Here is a 14949-nt window from a genome sequence, read left to right on the forward strand (position 1 = left end):
AACCAGAATGTGCGTTCGTTTTAGATATCACCGCATGGAGTCTTGGCTGGCCGCAGCGGAATCAGCGCCTCATCCAAACCGCCGATCCGGTCGCCCCCAGAAGCAGCACGATACCAGCCCAGGGCAGTCCGCCCGCTCCCACAGTATCAAGGATCGCGCCGCCCGCCACAGCGCCGCCGAAGATGGCGATGTTCCAAGCCGTGACGATCATCGCCTGTGCCACATCGGCCGCCGGGCCTGCTGCACGGGCCGAGGCGGTCTGGAACTGCGTCGCCGCCCCGCCGAAGGCCAGCCCCCAGATCAGCGCGGCGGCATAGATCGCCAGAGGCGCGCCGGTCGCCACCGCAAGCAGGAGCGCAGCGGCAAGGAACAGACCGATGCTGACAAAGGTCATTAACCGCAGCCATCGGTCGATCAGCGCGCCCGTCAAGCCGATAGCTGACCAGCGCCGCTGTGCCAAAGACCAGCAGCACCGTGTCGATCTGGCGCGCCATCCCGTGCCCTGCCAGCAGCGGCGCGATGTAGGTGTAGAGGAGGTTGTGGGCCAGCACGAAGCACAGCGTCACCGCCAGCACCGGCCGCACGCCTGGCACCGCGAAGACCTCGGCCAGCGAGGGGCGCTGCGTCTCTGCCTCACCGTCAAAATCCGGCACCTTCGCCTGGATCCAGCCGACCAGCAGCAGCGCGGCGAGGCTGAGCAGCCCGAAGGTCGGCCGCCAGCCGGCGAGGAGGCCCAGAAAGGTGCCAGTTGGGATGCCGATGGACAGCGCCAGCGGCGTTCCCGCCATCGCAATGGCCATCGCCCGCCCCGCCTGATGCGGCGGCGACATGTGCACGGCATAGCCGGCGAGCAGCGCCCAGAGCAGGCCCGCCGACATGCCGCCCACGAACCGCGCCAGCAGCGCAGCGGTGAACCTCGACGTCGACAAACTGCCCGGATCTACGCCTGTCAACGCGCTCGACCCGAAGGCGTCGACCGAAAAGCGCATGCCAACGGTAATGGACCACAACAAATTGCCCGACATTGGCAGAATGAACGGGCGATGGCTCTCACGCGCAAGAATGCGTTGTTCGCCGGCCACGAGGTCGGAGACGAAAGCTGGGCCATGCTCGCTTCGCTCGTGGCCACCTGCAAGATGAGCGACGTGAACTCGGTGAGCTATATCGCCGAAACGCTGCGCGCGATCCTCGACGGCCACCCGGCCAGCCGGATCGAAAACCTCATGCCCTGGCACTTCCGAAAAACGTCAAGCCGCGCTGCATAGGGGATCGGCAAAGCGCTCACCCTCAACTGGGCGCATCGAGAGATCCTCAAGGAGGCGGGCTCCCCTGCCCAGTCAGATATGGTGCAGCACCAGCGGTCGGCCGGCGTGCTCGGTGACGGCCATCTCCATGCCGTAGATGTCGCACAGGATTGCCGGGGTCAGGACCTCGGCCGGGGGGCCTTCGGCGACGATGCGCCCGTCGCGCAGCGCGACGATGTGGTCGGCCCAGGCGGCGGCGTAATTCACCTCATGCACCACCAGCACCACGCTCTTGCCTTCCTCCCGAACCAGAGAGTGCAGCCGCGCCATCAGCGCCCGCGCATGCGCCATGTCGAGGTTGTTCAGCGGCTCGTCCAGCAGCAGCCAGTCGGTCGCCTGAGCGAAGGTCATGGCGACGAAGGCGCGCTGGCGCTGGCCACCGGAGAGCTCATCAAGGAACCTGGCGCCCAGCGGCGTCAGCCCGAAGGCGTCCAGCGCGGCCAGCACCGCCGCAGCATCCGCCGGATCTGGCCGCCCCTGATGGTGCGGCCAGCGCCCGAAACCGACAAGTTCGCGCACCCTTAGCCGGCTGCCGATCGCCGTGTCCTGACCCAGCACCGCCATGCGCAGCGCCAGGGCCCGCGACGGCGTGCGGGTCACGTCCAGCCCTTCGACGGCGATCCGCCCCTCCTGCAACGGCAGCAATCTGGCGACCAGGTTCAGCAAGGTCGATTTTCCTGCTCCGTTCGGCCCGATCAGCGCGGTCATCGCCCCCCGCGGCAGCCGCGTGCCAACGTGGTCGAGGATGGTCACCTGGCCTATCCGGTGGCTCACCGCCTCGATCTCGATCATCGGATGCGTCCTTTCAACAGGAGCCAGAGGAAGAACATTCCGCCGGCAAATTCGACCACCACCGACAGTGTCGATTGCAGGCCCAGCAGCCGCTCGAACAGGGTCTGACCGCCAACCAGCAGCACCCCGGCGATCATCGCGGCAGCGGGCAGCAATACGGCATGACGCGGGTCGCGGGTCAGCCCATGCGCCAGGCCGGCGACGATCAGGCCGAAGAATCCGACAGGCCCGACCAGCGCGGTGGATGCCGAAACCAGCACCGCCACCAGACCCAGCGTCAGCAGCGCCATGCGCTCATGCGCCAAGCCCAGCGGCACCGAGATGCGCCGCCCCAGCGCCAGCACGTCGAGCCGCGGCGCCAGCCGGATCGCACCGGCGATTCCGATCCCGGCCAGTCCCGCCGCCCAGGGCAGCAGCTCGGCGTTCACCCGCGAAAAGCTGGCGAAGCTGGCCTGCTGCACCACGGCATATTCGTTGGGATCGAGAAGCCGCGCCAGGAACCCGGCGAGCGAGCGGAACAGGATGCCGAAGATCACCCCTGTCAGGATCGTGCGCACGATATCCTGGCCGCCGCGTCCAAGGAGTGTGCCGAACAGCATCAGCGAGGCGGCGACCAGCGCGGTCACCTCAATCAGGAACTTCGGCCCCGCTGGCAGAAGCGCGAAGCCGGTGATGCCGAGGCCCGCGACCAGCGCGGTCTGCATCAGCACATAGAGCGCGTCGAAGCCCATGATGGAGGGGGTCAGGATGCGGTTGGCCGCGACGGTCTGGAATAGCACCGTGGCCACGGCTACCGATGCGCCGACGACCAGCAGGGCGGCCAGCCTTCCCCGCCCGCAGCCCCAGCACGAAGCGCCAGCTGTCGCCGCCGAGGCCCCAGAACAGGTAGGCGGCAGAGATCCCAAGAAGCGCGGCCGCCAGCCAGAGGAGCGGATGCCTACGCACGTTGCGGTCGCCACAGCAGCCAGAGGAACAGCAGCGATCCCAGCACGCCCAGGACCGTGCCCACCGGCAATTCATAGGGGTAGCGGATCAACCGCCCCAGAAGGTCGCAGGCCAGCACCAGCGCGGCGCCGACCGCCGCCACGACCGGAAGCGTCGCCCGCAGGTTGTCGCCCATGAGCCGCGCCACGACATTCGGCACCACCAACCCGACGAAGGGCACCATTCCCACGGTCACCACGACCATCGCCGTCACCAGCGCCACCACCAGAAGCCCCAGCCGCATTACCGCAACGGGGTTCAAGCCCAAGCCCGTCACCGTCTGTTCGCCAAGACCGAGCAGGGCAAGGCGATCCGCCGCGACCCAGGCAAGACAGGTCGCTGCGCCCGCGATCCAGAGCAGCGCGTAGCGGCCCGCCACCACGCCGGAAAACTCGCCGGTCATCAGCCAGATCCCGAGATACTGCATCAGATCCGTCTGCCAGGCGACGAAGGTCGCCGCAGATTGCAGCACGCCCGACAGGATCAACCCGACCAGCGGCACCAGAAGAACCTCGCGCGGCGGCAGGCGGCGGATCAGCGCGAGAAACAGCGCGGTGCCGGCCATGGCGGCGAGGCTTGCCGCCAGCATCTTGACCCAGACCGGCGAAGCAGGCGCGATCAGAGTGATGGCGAGCAGGCCGATCGCCGCGCTCTCGGCCGTTCCGATAGTGCCCGGCTCGACGAAGCGGTTGCGCACCAGCTGCTGCATCACCACGCCGGCGACCGCGAGCGCTGCTCCGGTCAGCAGGACGGCGAGGGTGCGCGGCAGTCGCGACTCCATCAGCAGCATCCAAGCGCGCGGATCGGCGCCGAGGCTGGAGGGGTCGAGACTGGCCGCCCCCGTCATCAGGCTGGCCAGCGACAGCGGCGCCAGCGCCAGCAGGACCCATGACGAGACCCGCATCGCTCAGCCGCGGAAGCCCGAGATCAATCGGTCCAACGTCTGCATCATCGAAGCGTAGCCGCCGCCCGCGATATAGACTTGCGCTGGGTCGAGGTAGATCACCTGGTCCTGCCGCCAAGCGGTCGTTCCGGTCACCAGCGGCGTGTCGAGCGTGGCCGCCGCGGCCGAGCCCTCCTCGCCGACCGCGGCGCCGCGATCGATCACGATCAGCCAGTCGGGGTTCACCTCGGCGATGAATTCGAAGGAGATCGCATCGCCATGGGTGGCAGGATCCAGCGCGGGGCGGGCTTCGGGCAGGTCCAGCGCCTCATGGATCCAGCCGAAGCGCGACCCGAGGCCGTAGGCCGAGACCTTCGGCCCATTGGTCAGCACGATCAGCGCAGTTCCCTGTCCGACAGCGGCCTGTCTCGCCTCCTCCAGCTTCGCCGCGAGCGCCGCGTCGAGCGTCGCCGCCTCGGCCTCCTTGCCGAACAGCGCGCCGTAAGCCGCCAGCCTTGCGCGGGCCTCTGGGACAAGGTCCGCACCGATGGTCATGTCGATGGTCGGCGCCACCTGCGACAGCGCCTCCACCTGCGTGGAAGACCGTCCCCCCGCCACGATCAGCGCCGGCCCCAGCGCCGCCAGCGCCTCGAGATCCGGTTCGAACAGCGTGCCGACAGGAGTCGCATCCGCCAGCGCCTCGGACAGTTCGGGGATGTAGAGCTTCGAGGGAACGCCGTCCGGGGCGACGCCAAGGGCGAGCAGCGTTTCGATCGCCGCCACGTCATAGACCGCCAGTATCTCGGGTTGGTCCGCGACGGACACCGGGCCGCGCGCGGTGAGGATTTCGGCCGCCTGCAGCGGCGCGGCGGAAAGAAGCAGGGTGGCCAGCAGGCCGGTCATGATTAGGCGCCTCATCGCGCAGATCTCCTCGACGATCCGGCGTGTGGCTGCACAGGCTGGCTGCACGCGATTGCCTTTCAGTATCACTTGCGGCTGACAGGTCCAGCCCTTAATCCCAGAAAAACACTCAGATAAGGATCCACCATGCTGGAGACCATCGCGCATTACCCGACGCAGAACGCCTCGAAATATCTGCAGCAGTTGTGCAAGCACCTCGGGCACAAGATCGAGGTCAGCTTCTCCGAAACGGGGGGGCATTGCGCCCTGATCGCCGGCCCGGCCGAACTGACGGCCGATGCCGAGGGGCTGACCGTTCGGTTGACGGCGGAGGATGCCAATGGGCTCATCCAGTCGCGGTATGTGATCGATTCCCATCTGGTGACCTTCGCCTTCCGCGAGGGCTTCTCCGGTCTGAGCTGGAGTCAGGCCTGACCGCGTTCTGGCCAAGCCGCGGGCCATGGGGCTGGTCTGCCCTTACGCCGACAGCTAGACAGGGGAGGCCCAGCCCCTGCCCTGCAAGGACATGCCGCGATGCCTCGAACGCCGGTCGCCGACCCGCCAGCACAGTTTTCCGACGCCGATCCACAGATCGCGCATAATCGGGTCTGGTTCAACCTGCTGCGCATCCATCGCAGCATGGCGCCGCGCATCGGCCGCGCCCTGCGCGTCGAAGGGATCGAGGACCCGATCTGGTACGAGATCCTGATCGAGGTGGAGCGCGCGGCCGGCGACGGACTTCCGATGGCGGAGCTCGAACGCCGGCTTTTCGTGGCGCAATACGCCCTGTCGCGCCACGTCTCGCGGCTGGAGACGGCGGGATGGCTGCGGCGCGAGAAGATGCCCGGCGCCGGTCGGGCGCAGCGGCTTTATCTGACCGAGGCCGGGCTCGGCCTGCACGAACGGATCTGGCCGGCCTATATGGCGGCGATCCAGTCTGAACTCGCGCATCGGCTGAGCGTGGACGAGGCCTATGACCTCAGCCGCCTGCTGATCCGGCTCTATCCTTGAACAGGCGGCGGGCCCTTCGGCTGGGGCCCGCGCCTCGTTCAGAAGCGGTTCACCAGCGAGACGGTGAGCGTGCGCCCCGGCTCGTTCAGCGGCACGATGCTGGCGAAATCCGCACCATAGGTCGCCCGGTCGGCGTAGTCCTGATCAAAGAGGTTGTTCACCTCGGCACGCAGGCGCAGGTCGGGCAGGCTGGCCGGAACGTATTCCGCGAAGAGGTTGACCACGTGATAGCCGTCGATCTCCTGCTCGGCCGAGGCGGGAACGTCGTCATAATCCAGCGCCATGTCGAAGCTGCCGCCGAGGGTCCAGCCAGAGATCCCGATCGCCTGCTGCACTTCGAAGGCGAGCACCTGCCCCAGCGGCGCGCCGAAGTCGACGGCCGCATAGCTGTCGGACAGTCCGCCATTCACCTCGACCTCGCTGTCGGAGTAGGTCAGCCGGGCGAAGCCACCGGTCCAGCCATAGGTGGCGCCGATGTTGAAGCCGCGGCTCTTGAAATCGAAATTAGTGTCGAAGGAGCGGGCATTGTCGACCTCGGTCAGGAACACCTCGCCGCCGAGCCGAAGCTCGCCGGCCTCGTAATCCGCGCCGAGCGTGAAGTTGCGGGCGCGGGAGGTTTCCAGCCCCGCATAATCCCAGCCACCGCTGCGCCAGAACTCGTAATTGTCCTCGATCGACAGGCCGCCGAAGACGCTGGAATAGCCCGCCCGCAGCGTCAGCCCGTCGATTGCCTCATAGGAGGCCGAGAGGTTGCCGCTCAACCCGTCATAGCTGCCTTCGAAGCCCTTCTCGCCGCTGAAGTCCTGCCAGTCGGCGCGCAAGCCGAAGGAGAGCTTCAGGCGGTCCATCGGCTCCAGCCGCGCCTGGGCGAAGAGGCCCACGTTTTGGGCACTTTCGCGATAGGCCTCGTCCGTGTCGTTATATCTGGCGCTGCGGTCATAGTAATCGAGCCCAGCGACGATTGTGTCGCGCTCCGACAGATGGAAGGTGTTCTGGACTGTCAGCGTGTCCGATGTCGTGACGCCTTCGGACAGTTCGGGGTCCGGGATGTCGATCAGGTTCTGCGACCGGCCGAGCACCACCTTTGGGTCCCAGAGGCCTGCATCCTGGGTCATCTCGTAGCTCAGCGAAAAATTCCGTCTTACGGTGTCGTAGCGGCGCAGTTCCGGCACCGGCCGCCCACCGATCACTTCGCCGATATTGGCGCGATAGCGGCGCAGCGCGTCGTCTGTCAGGTCCATGGCCGACAACTCGAAGCGATGGCCCTCGGTCTCGAAGCCGAGCTTCAGCAACCGGCTCTGCAGATCGGCCGCGGTTCCGCTGATCGTCTCGCCGCCGCCGGTCTGGTAGTCGTCGCCAGTCGCCGACTTCAGATAGCCAAGCCACTCGAATCCGCCCTGTTTGCCGGCGAGGGTCAGTGCGCGCGTAAAGGTATTTCCATTGTCGCCGAAGGACAGCCGGGCATTGCCGCCGAAGCTCTTGCCCTCCATCAGGATATCGCCGGCATCCACCGTCTCGAACACCACCGAGCCTGCAAGCGCATTCGGGCCAGCATCAGCGGGCGCCGCGCCGGCATCGGCGCGCGCAGCCTTCAGCAAGCCGGGATCGATGGCGTTTGCGCTGACGTGGTGGAAGGCGCGATTGTTCTGCGCCACCCCATCCAGCGTCACAGCGAGGTTCAGCATGTCGACGCCGTTCACGAAGATCTTCTGCGCCACCGGCAGCGCGCCCCCGACGGAAACCGAGGCGATCCCGGCAAAGAGATCCCTCAGGTCCCCGGTCCGCGCTCGCTCCAGCTCGGCCTGCGAGACATATTGCGTGGTGGCCCGGTCGGCGGCGCCTGACCACTCGTCCTCCTGTTCGACGATGATAGGATCGAGCAGCATGTCCTGCCCTGCGACCGGGGGAGCCAGCAACAGCAACAGGGCGGCGCTCGACCAGAGCCGCCGCAGGGCGCCGAGATGGGAATGGGCTTCGGAAGACGACATGTCACCTCTCCGTTATGGGAATAACGCGTGGCTGAGGTCGACCCGTCGCTTCGCTGGACAGTCATTCTTTAAATCGGCGGCTCCGAACATGCAAGTGCATGTAACAACGTGCACGACTCGTCGCACATCAACATGCGGATTGAACCGGCGTTGTTATCGACGGCAATGGGGACGGGCGGCGGAGTTCATAGCAGCGACATGGGGCCGAGCCATTGGCTAGCTGGGTGCTTGTCGCGGCAGCTTGAAGGTCAGATATGGCAACTCAGAATATAGAAAGCTCACCGGCTCAGGTCTGCCTGCCGCGCCACCAATCTGAGCTGCTGCCGGTTTCGTCGACAAGAAAATAAGATCGTGACCCATTAACCGGAGAGTAGATATGACGAGACGGAAGTTCAGCCGCGAGTTCAAGATTGAGGCTGTGAGGCTGGTGACGCATCGGGTGTGGCGGTGGCGCAGGCCGCCTGTGACCTTGATGTAGCGGAGAGGGTGTTGCGCCGCAGGATACGGGAGCTGACTGCACCCCCTGCTGTTGCCTTTCCCGGGAACGGGCAGTTGCGCGCTGATCTGGCCGAGATATCAGCTTTGAGGAAAGAGGTGGCCCGGCTCCGGGCGGAGCGTGACATTCTGAAGAGGGCGTGTTGATTTCCACCCAGAACTGAGCCGGGTAGGCGCATAATTTCCACTGAGAATTGAGCCATGTGAACCTTCCCCCGAAGCGGCGAGCGGCGGGGGCAACGGAGTGATCCACATGGGACTTTTGAACATCATTCGTCGGATGCACCTGCGACAGAAGCTGTCGATCCGCGAGATCGCCAAGCGCACGGGTTTGTCGCGCAATACTGTGACCAAGCATCTTGCGGCAGAGAAGGTGGAGCCGGAGTTCGCGACGCCGGAGCGTCCGAGCAGGCTTGATCCCTTTGCCGAGAAGCTGGCGGGTTGGCTGAAGACCAATGCCGGGAAGTCACGTAAAGAGCGGCAGACACTGAAGAAGATGCACGCCGATCTGGTGACGCTCGGCTTCACCGGCTCCTACAACCGGGTTGCGGCCTTCGCGCGGGAATGGCGGGCTGATCGGCAGCGCGAGCAGCAGACGACTGGACGCGGGACATTTGTTCCGTTGGCTTTTCCGCCCCGGCGGGTAAGGCTGGGCAAATTGCCGAAAGCCTGACCCGCCTCGACTTGGTGATCCTGGATGAACTCGGATATCTGCCGTTCAGCGCCTCGGGCGGGGCATTGCTGTTCCATCTGCTGAGCAAGCTCTACGAACGCACCAGCGTCGTGATCACCACAAATCTCAGCTTCAGCGAATGGGCCACGGTCTTTGCTGACGCCAAGATGACCACAGCCCTGCTCGACCGCCTCACCCACCGCTGCCACATCCTCGAAACCGGAAACGACAGCTTCCGCTTCAAGGCCAGCTCAGCCGCAGTCGCCAGAAAAAAGAAGGACACAAACCATGCCTTGACCCCGACTTGATCCGAAATCCATAGTCAGAGGTGGCTCACTTCTCGATGGAAAACCCGGCTCAGTTCTGGGTGGAAATCAACAGTCTGATGTCGAACAGTGCTAACCATACGTTGAAGTGTTTCTTGGCCGCGCGAGATTGCGCCGAACGGTCAGCTCCGGCTGGGGCGCACCCCAACCGTAACGGTCCCTCAGAAGAAGACCATTTCGCCGGCCTCGGCGTCGTTCGTGATGGTGGTGCCCTTCTCGCCGCGCACCGCCGCGGGCACGTCCGCGAGGGCGCAGATGATCGCCCGTCCACCGGTGGCGTGGGCGAAGTCCCGAGCGGCCTCGACCTTGGGGCCCATGGAGCCGGCGGGAAAGGAATAGGCGGTCATGGCGTCGGGGGTGGCCCGTCTGATCGCGCGCTGCCCGGGCTCTCCCCAGTCGATATAGACGGCGTCGGCGTCGGTGGCGCAGATGAAGATGTCCGCCCCGATCTCGAGGGCGAGGAGCGCGGTGGCGCGATCCTTGTCGATCACGCATTCGACCCCGACAAGCCGGCGCGTGCCCTTCTCATACATGGTGGGAATGCCGCCTCCGCCCGCGGCGATCACCAGCGTGCCTTTCTCGAGCAGCCACTTGATCGGGTTGAGCTGGAAGATGCGCATCGGCAGTGGCGAGGGCACCACACGGCGCCAGTGCTTGCCGTCGGGCTTGACCGTCCAGCCCTTGGCGGCGGCCTCGGCCATGGCCTCTGCCTCGTCGTAGATCCTGCCAATGAACTTGGTCGGGTCCTGGAAGGCAGGGTCTTCGGGGTCGACTTCGACCATGGTCAGAAGCGTGGCGATCGGCCGCTCGAAGGGCAGCACGTTGCCGAGTTCCTGCTCGATCATGTAGCCGATCGCCCCCTCGGTCTCGGCGCCGAGCACATCGAGCGGGGCGTCCTCGCCGGGATAGGCGATCTCCTTCAGCGCCAGCAGCCCGACCTGTGGGCCGTTGCCATGGGTGATCACGACGTCGTTGCCTGCGCAGAGAGGCGCCAGCGCCTCGGCGGCAATACGGGCGTTGGCGCGCTGGTTCGCGGCGGTCAGCTCCTCGCCGCGTTTCAGGAGCGCGTTGCCGCCGAGGGCGATGACGATGCGGGTCATCTCAGGCCCCCAAGGTCGCCACGAGGATCGCCTTGATGGTGTGCAGCCGGTTCTCGGCTTGCTCGAAGGCGACGTTCATCGGACTTTCGAACACCTCCTCGGTGACCTCCATCTCGGAGATGCCGAATTTCTCGAATATCTCGCTGCCGACCTTGGTCTCGGTGTTATGGAAGGCCGGCAGGCAGTGCATGAACTTGACCACCGGATTGCCGGTCTTCTTCATCAGCGCCATGTTGACCTGATAGGGCATGAGCAGCTTGATGCGTTCGGCCCAGATTTCCTTCGCCTCGCCCATCGAGACCCACACGTCGGTGTGGATGAAGTCCGCGCCCTTGACGCCCTTGTCGATGTCGTCGGTGATCATCAGCCGTGCGCCGGTCTCGGCAGCCCATGTTCGGGCGATCTCCTGCACGTCGTCGTGCGGCTGGTTTTCCTTGGGTGCCACCAGGCGCACGTCGCAGCCCATCATCGCGCCGAGCACCAGAAGCGAGTTGCCCATGTTGTTGCGGGCGTCGCCGAGGAAGGCGTAAGCGATCTGGGTGCGCGGCTTGTCGCAGTTTTCCACCATCGTCAGCATGTCGGCGAGCATCTGGGTGGGGTGCCAGTCGTCGGTCAGGCCGTTGTAGACCGGCACGCCGGCGAAGGCGGCGAGGGTCTCGACAAGCTGCTGGTCAGCGCCGCGGAACTCGATGGCGTCAAACATCCGGCCGAGCACGCGGGCGGTGTCCTTCATCGACTCCTTGTGACCGATCTGGCTGCCCGACGGATCAAGGTAGGTGACGTGGGCTCCCTGGTCGTGGGCGGCGACCTCGAAGGCGCAGCGGGTCCGCGTCGATGTCTTTTCGAAGATCAGGCAAATCTCCTTGCCCGTGAGCCGAGGCTGCTCGGTGCCGGCGTATTTCGCGCGCTTGAGGTCGCGTGACAGGTCGAGCAGGTAGAGCATCTCGCGTTGGGTGAGGTCGTCGAGCTTGAGGTAGCTGCGGCCCCTGAGGTTGAAGGACATGGCGTTTCCCCTATGTGTTTAATAGGCAGGATCACGAAGGATCGGGCAGGTCATGCAGTGGCCGCCGCCGCGGCCGCGTCCGAGTTCTTGGCCATTGATGGTGATCACCTCGATCCCGGCCTTGCGCAGCAGCGTGTTGGTGTGGGTGTTGCGGTCGTAGCCAATGACCACGCCCGGCTCGAGGGCGACAACATTGTTGCCGTCGTCCCATTGCTCGCGTTCCGCGTCGAAGGCGTTGCCGCCGGTGCCGACGACCAGCAGGTCCGACAGGCCAAGGGCCTCCTTGTAGACCTCGAAGAGGTGCAGGCCATCGCGGGTTATCTCGATGCCGCCATTGCCGTCGGGGCGGAGGGAAAAACAGGTGATCGCGTCCACCACCTCGCGGAAGGCCGTCACCTTGTCGTGGTCGAGGCAGGAGAAAACGGTGTCGAGGTGCATCGCCGCGCGCATCTTCGGCATCGCGCAGGCGATGATCCGTTGGGCGGCGCCCTTGGCGAAGAGGCGGAGCGCTATCTGGTTCACCGCCTGACGGGTGGTGCGCTCCCCCATGCCGATCAGGACGACGCCCTTGCCGATCGGCATGACGTCCCCGCCCTCCATCGAGGTCGCCCCCCAGTCCTCGTCGCTGTCGCCCCACCAGATCTCGAACTCATTCTCGGTGAACTCGGGATGGAACTTGTAAACGGCGCGCTGGAACAGCGACTCCGGCTTGCGCGCCGGCCAGTACATCGGGTTGCAGGTGACGCCGCCGTAGATCCAGCAGCTCGGGTCGCGCTGGAACAGGGTGTTCGGCACCGGGGGGATGATGAACTCGGTCGGCGACAGCGCATCCTGCATCAGCGGGGTGATCAGGTCCTTCGGGAGGTCGTCGCGGACTATGCCGCCGAGCAGGTGGCGGGCGAGATGGTGTGCATCGAGCTCTTCCAGCCAGGGCCGGACGATCCGCGCCAGCGCGGGGCCAACCTCGTTGGCGGTGATCCGGCGGTCGAGCACGAATGCACGGGCTTCGGGATTGCTCTCGAAGATGTCGGTGAGCAGGTCCTGAATGTCGAAGACCTCGATGTCGCCGTCCTTCATCTTCAGGACGAAGTCGGCGTGGTCGGAGCGGGCCTTCTGCACCCAGATCACGTCGTCGAACAACAGGTCGTGGCAGTTGCCGGGCGTCAGCCTCTCGTGGGCCAGCGACGGGCGCGATACCATGACCTTTCGGAGCTTGCCGATCTCTGAATGGACCCCGAGTTGCATTGGTCACTTCTCCTTGTGCAGCGGCTTCACCGGGTCAGCGGTTTCTCGGGCGCAGTCGCGCCACTTGATGGCGACGTGGACGGGGATTCCGCTGAGGATGAGCAGGAAGCCCAGGAACACCGTTTCGGCCCCGGCGCCGTAGATCGCCCAGAGCGCGTACAGAAAGCCGAGCGCGCCGAGCCCGGCGACCTTGAACATTTGCGGCCCGGCGAGGCACTTGCCGGTGCGAGCCACGATCATCAGTTCGGCCAGCGCGCAGATCGCGTAGGGCAGGAGGCTCGACACGACCGCCAGCAGGATGATGGCGTTGAATGCCCCGACAAGGCCGTCGGCGAAGTTCATCGCGACCAGGATCGAGGCGAGCAGACCGGAGAGAACCAGCGCGTTCGCCGGCGTGCCGAAGCGCGAGAGATGCCCGAACCGCTCCGGGAAAACCCGATCGAGCGCTGCGCCGTAGGGCACCTGCCCGGCCAGGAGCGTGAAGCCGTTGAGCGTGCCAAAGGTCGAGATCACCGCGCCAACCGCCACCAGCACGCCGCCGACCGCGCCCCACATCACCCCGGCCACCAGCGCGAGAGGCGCCGGCGACGCGGCGAGTTCCGCCGACGGCACCACGCCGATCGACACGGCGGTCACCGAGATGTAGACGGCGGCGGCCACCAGGACGCCGAGGATGGTCGCGCGCGGGATCGTGCGTTCCGGGTCGATCACGTCGCCATAGGGCACCGTGGCCGACTCCAACCCGAGATAGGCCCAGAGCGTCAGCGCCGCCGTCGCGGAGATGGCGGAGAGGTTGGACTGGCCGGTGGTGTTGAACGGCGTGAAGTTGGCGACTTCGATCCAGAAGAAGCCAAGCGTGCCGATCAGCGCGAGCGGCACGAGTTTCAGCACGGTGGTGACAACCTGCACGCAGCCCGCTTCGGCGACGCCGCGGATGTTGACCAGCGTCAGCAGCCAGATCGAGATCAGCGCCACCGCGAGACTGGCGTTCGACGACGCGCCGATCCCGGGAAACAGGAACCCGACGTAGCCCGCAAGCGCCACCGCCACCCCGGCGTTGCCGGTCCAGAGCGCGATCCAGTAGCCCCAGGCGATAATGAAGCCGGCGAATTCTCCGAACCCCGCCTCGCTATAGGCATAGGGGCCGCCGGTCTTGGTCACGATGCGCGACAGCCGGCCAAAGATCACTGCCAGCACCAACGCTCCCAGGGTGGTCACCATCCAGCCGAGCAGCGAAACCGGCCCGAACGCGGCGAGCGGCGCCGGCAACAGGAAGATGCCCGAGCCGATCATGTTGCCGATCACCAGTGCGGTGCAGGCGACGAGCCCGAGGCTGCCGGCTTCCTCCACCCTGATCGGAGCCGCTTCCAACATCTCAGTTCGCCAGCTCGGCGGCGGGAGGCGACGTGGAAGGAGCGTCAGACATGACCGCAGAGACGCTCAGCGCCGCCGAGATGATCACCGCGAGGATCAGCAACAGAGGCCAAACGAAGCGCAGCCAGCGATCGTAGCCGACCCGCCCGATGGCGAGCCCGCCCATCACCACCGCGAATGTCGGGTTGAAGAGGTTCACCCAGCCATTGGCCGACTGGTAGGCGGTCACGGTCAGGTCGCGCTGCACTCCCGCGAAGTCCGACAGCGGTGCGAGGATCGGCATGGTCAGGACGGCGAGCCCGGACGACGAGGGCACGACGAAGGACAGGAAGGTCTGGGACGCCAGCATCACATTGATGAAAGGCACGTCGCCGAAGCCGGCCAGCGTGCCCGCGAGCGCGTTCAGGATCGTGTCGGTGATCTTGCCGGCGTCCATGATCACGACGATGCCGCGGGCGACCCCTATCAGCAGCGCCACGCCGAGCAGGTCGCGTGCGCCGCCCACGAAGGTGTCGACGAAGGTGTGCTCGTCCATCCTGGTCTGGGCGTCGGCTTTCGCGACGAAGAAGGTCAAGATCGCCATGCCGAGGAACAGCGCCGACATCTCGCCCATCCACCAGCCCTGCGAGATCACGCCCCAGAGCATGACCACGAAGGTCAGGCCGAACAACACGAGGATGAACGCGCGTGTGGCGCTGAAATCGGGCAACGGCGCGCCGGAGTCGACCCCCTTGAGGAAGTGGGCGATGTTGTCCTCGCGTTGTGCTGCGACGATCGAACGCTCTGGGTGGGCCTTCACGCGGCTGGCGTACCGCATGACGAAGAGGATGCCGGCGGCGAGGCAGGCAAACAGGATGAACGCGCGCAGCGC

The 14949-nt window shown here is 65.9% G+C and carries 12 protein-coding genes and 6 pseudogenes; 6 read left to right on the forward strand and 12 right to left on the reverse strand.

Features of this window, described 5'->3' with window-relative positions; all coding sequences use genetic code 11:
• Positions 1-61: 61 nt before the first annotated feature.
• Together C5F48_RS26120 and C5F48_RS26455 are read right to left on the reverse strand one after the other, a co-directional pair.
• Positions 62-394: a hypothetical protein gene (locus C5F48_RS26120; RefSeq protein WP_245941482.1), complete on the reverse strand. Its 333-nt coding sequence runs from the start codon at positions 392-394 to the stop codon at positions 62-64.
• 106 nt (positions 395-500) lie between these two features.
• A pseudogene (locus tag C5F48_RS26455) lies at positions 501-1025 on the reverse strand (MFS transporter); the annotation flags it as partial.
• An 81-nt stretch (positions 1026-1106) separates the two neighbouring features.
• Between C5F48_RS26455 and C5F48_RS26460 the strand changes: the two are divergent.
• Complete coding sequence (locus C5F48_RS26460) at positions 1107-1265, forward strand: transposase domain-containing protein (RefSeq protein ID WP_373454350.1); 159 nt, start codon at positions 1107-1109, stop codon at positions 1263-1265.
• A 72-nt stretch (positions 1266-1337) separates the two neighbouring features.
• Here C5F48_RS26460 and C5F48_RS16990 read toward each other — a convergent pair whose 3' ends face one another.
• From C5F48_RS16990 to C5F48_RS17005, 4 genes and pseudogenes are all read right to left on the reverse strand, one after another.
• Positions 1338-2096 carry an iron ABC transporter ATP-binding protein gene (locus C5F48_RS16990; RefSeq protein ID WP_107665057.1) on the reverse strand — a complete coding sequence of 253 codons (759 nt, stop codon included), beginning with the start codon at positions 2094-2096 and terminating at the stop codon, positions 1338-1340.
• Positions 2093-3041 (reverse strand): annotated as a pseudogene (locus C5F48_RS16995) (iron chelate uptake ABC transporter family permease subunit). The gene C5F48_RS16990 and the pseudogene C5F48_RS16995 overlap by 4 nt, the downstream one beginning before the upstream one ends.
• A complete protein-coding gene (locus tag C5F48_RS17000) occupies positions 3034-3984 on the reverse strand; it encodes an ABC transporter permease (protein WP_107665058.1) in 951 nt (316 codons plus the stop codon). The pseudogene C5F48_RS16995 and the gene C5F48_RS17000 overlap by 8 nt, the downstream one beginning before the upstream one ends.
• A gap of 3 nt (positions 3985-3987) precedes the next feature.
• The gene (locus C5F48_RS17005) at positions 3988-4881 is read right to left on the reverse strand and encodes a siderophore ABC transporter substrate-binding protein (RefSeq protein ID WP_107665059.1); all 894 of its coding nucleotides are present in this window, start codon (positions 4879-4881) and stop codon (positions 3988-3990) included.
• 129 nt (positions 4882-5010) lie between these two features.
• On the opposite strand from C5F48_RS17005, the gene C5F48_RS17010 reads away from it, so the two are divergent.
• Together C5F48_RS17010 and C5F48_RS17015 are read left to right on the forward strand one after the other, a co-directional pair.
• Entirely contained in the window at positions 5011-5298 is a 288-nt protein-coding gene (locus C5F48_RS17010; protein WP_107665060.1) for a DUF2218 domain-containing protein, read from the forward strand.
• A 99-nt stretch (positions 5299-5397) separates the two neighbouring features.
• The gene (locus tag C5F48_RS17015; RefSeq protein ID WP_107665061.1) at positions 5398-5874 is read left to right on the forward strand and encodes a MarR family winged helix-turn-helix transcriptional regulator; all 477 of its coding nucleotides are present in this window, start codon (positions 5398-5400) and stop codon (positions 5872-5874) included.
• A 38-nt stretch (positions 5875-5912) separates the two neighbouring features.
• On the opposite strand, the gene C5F48_RS17020 is transcribed toward C5F48_RS17015, so the two are convergent.
• On the reverse strand, positions 5913-7862 hold the full coding sequence (locus C5F48_RS17020) for a TonB-dependent receptor domain-containing protein (protein WP_107665062.1): 1950 nt from the start codon (positions 7860-7862) through the stop codon (positions 5913-5915).
• 376 nt (positions 7863-8238) lie between these two features.
• On the opposite strand from C5F48_RS17020, the pseudogene C5F48_RS26130 reads away from it, so the two are divergent.
• The 3 pseudogenes from C5F48_RS26130 to C5F48_RS17030 all read left to right on the forward strand — a co-directional run.
• Positions 8239-8495: pseudogene (locus C5F48_RS26130) on the forward strand (transposase); the annotation flags it as partial.
• Between the two features lie 115 nt (positions 8496-8610).
• Positions 8611-8994: pseudogene (locus C5F48_RS17025) on the forward strand (winged helix-turn-helix transcriptional regulator); the annotation flags it as partial.
• A 5-nt stretch (positions 8995-8999) separates the two neighbouring features.
• Positions 9000-9338 (forward strand): annotated as a pseudogene (locus C5F48_RS17030) (ATP-binding protein); the annotation flags it as partial.
• A 179-nt stretch (positions 9339-9517) separates the two neighbouring features.
• Here the strand turns inward: C5F48_RS17030 and arcC are convergent.
• From arcC to C5F48_RS17055, 5 genes and pseudogenes are all read right to left on the reverse strand, one after another.
• Complete coding sequence (arcC, locus tag C5F48_RS17035; RefSeq protein WP_107665063.1) at positions 9518-10456, reverse strand: carbamate kinase; 939 nt, start codon at positions 10454-10456, stop codon at positions 9518-9520.
• Position 10457: 1 nt separating this feature from the next.
• Positions 10458-11459 (reverse strand): ornithine carbamoyltransferase, encoded by a 1002-nt coding sequence (locus C5F48_RS17040; RefSeq protein WP_107665064.1) that lies wholly within the window; start codon positions 11457-11459, stop codon positions 10458-10460.
• 18 nt (positions 11460-11477) lie between these two features.
• Positions 11478-12704, reverse strand: coding sequence for an arginine deiminase (gene arcA / locus C5F48_RS17045; RefSeq protein WP_107665065.1), 1227 nt, complete (start codon positions 12702-12704; stop codon positions 11478-11480).
• A gap of 3 nt (positions 12705-12707) precedes the next feature.
• On the reverse strand, positions 12708-14078 hold the full coding sequence (locus C5F48_RS17050; RefSeq protein WP_107665066.1) for an amino acid permease: 1371 nt from the start codon (positions 14076-14078) through the stop codon (positions 12708-12710).
• A gap of 1 nt (position 14079) precedes the next feature.
• Positions 14080-14949 (reverse strand): annotated as a pseudogene (locus C5F48_RS17055) (YfcC family protein); the annotation flags it as partial.

This window comes from Cereibacter changlensis JA139, from assembly GCF_003034985.1.
Classification (GTDB): Bacteria; Pseudomonadota; Alphaproteobacteria; order Rhodobacterales; family Rhodobacteraceae; genus Cereibacter; species Cereibacter changlensis.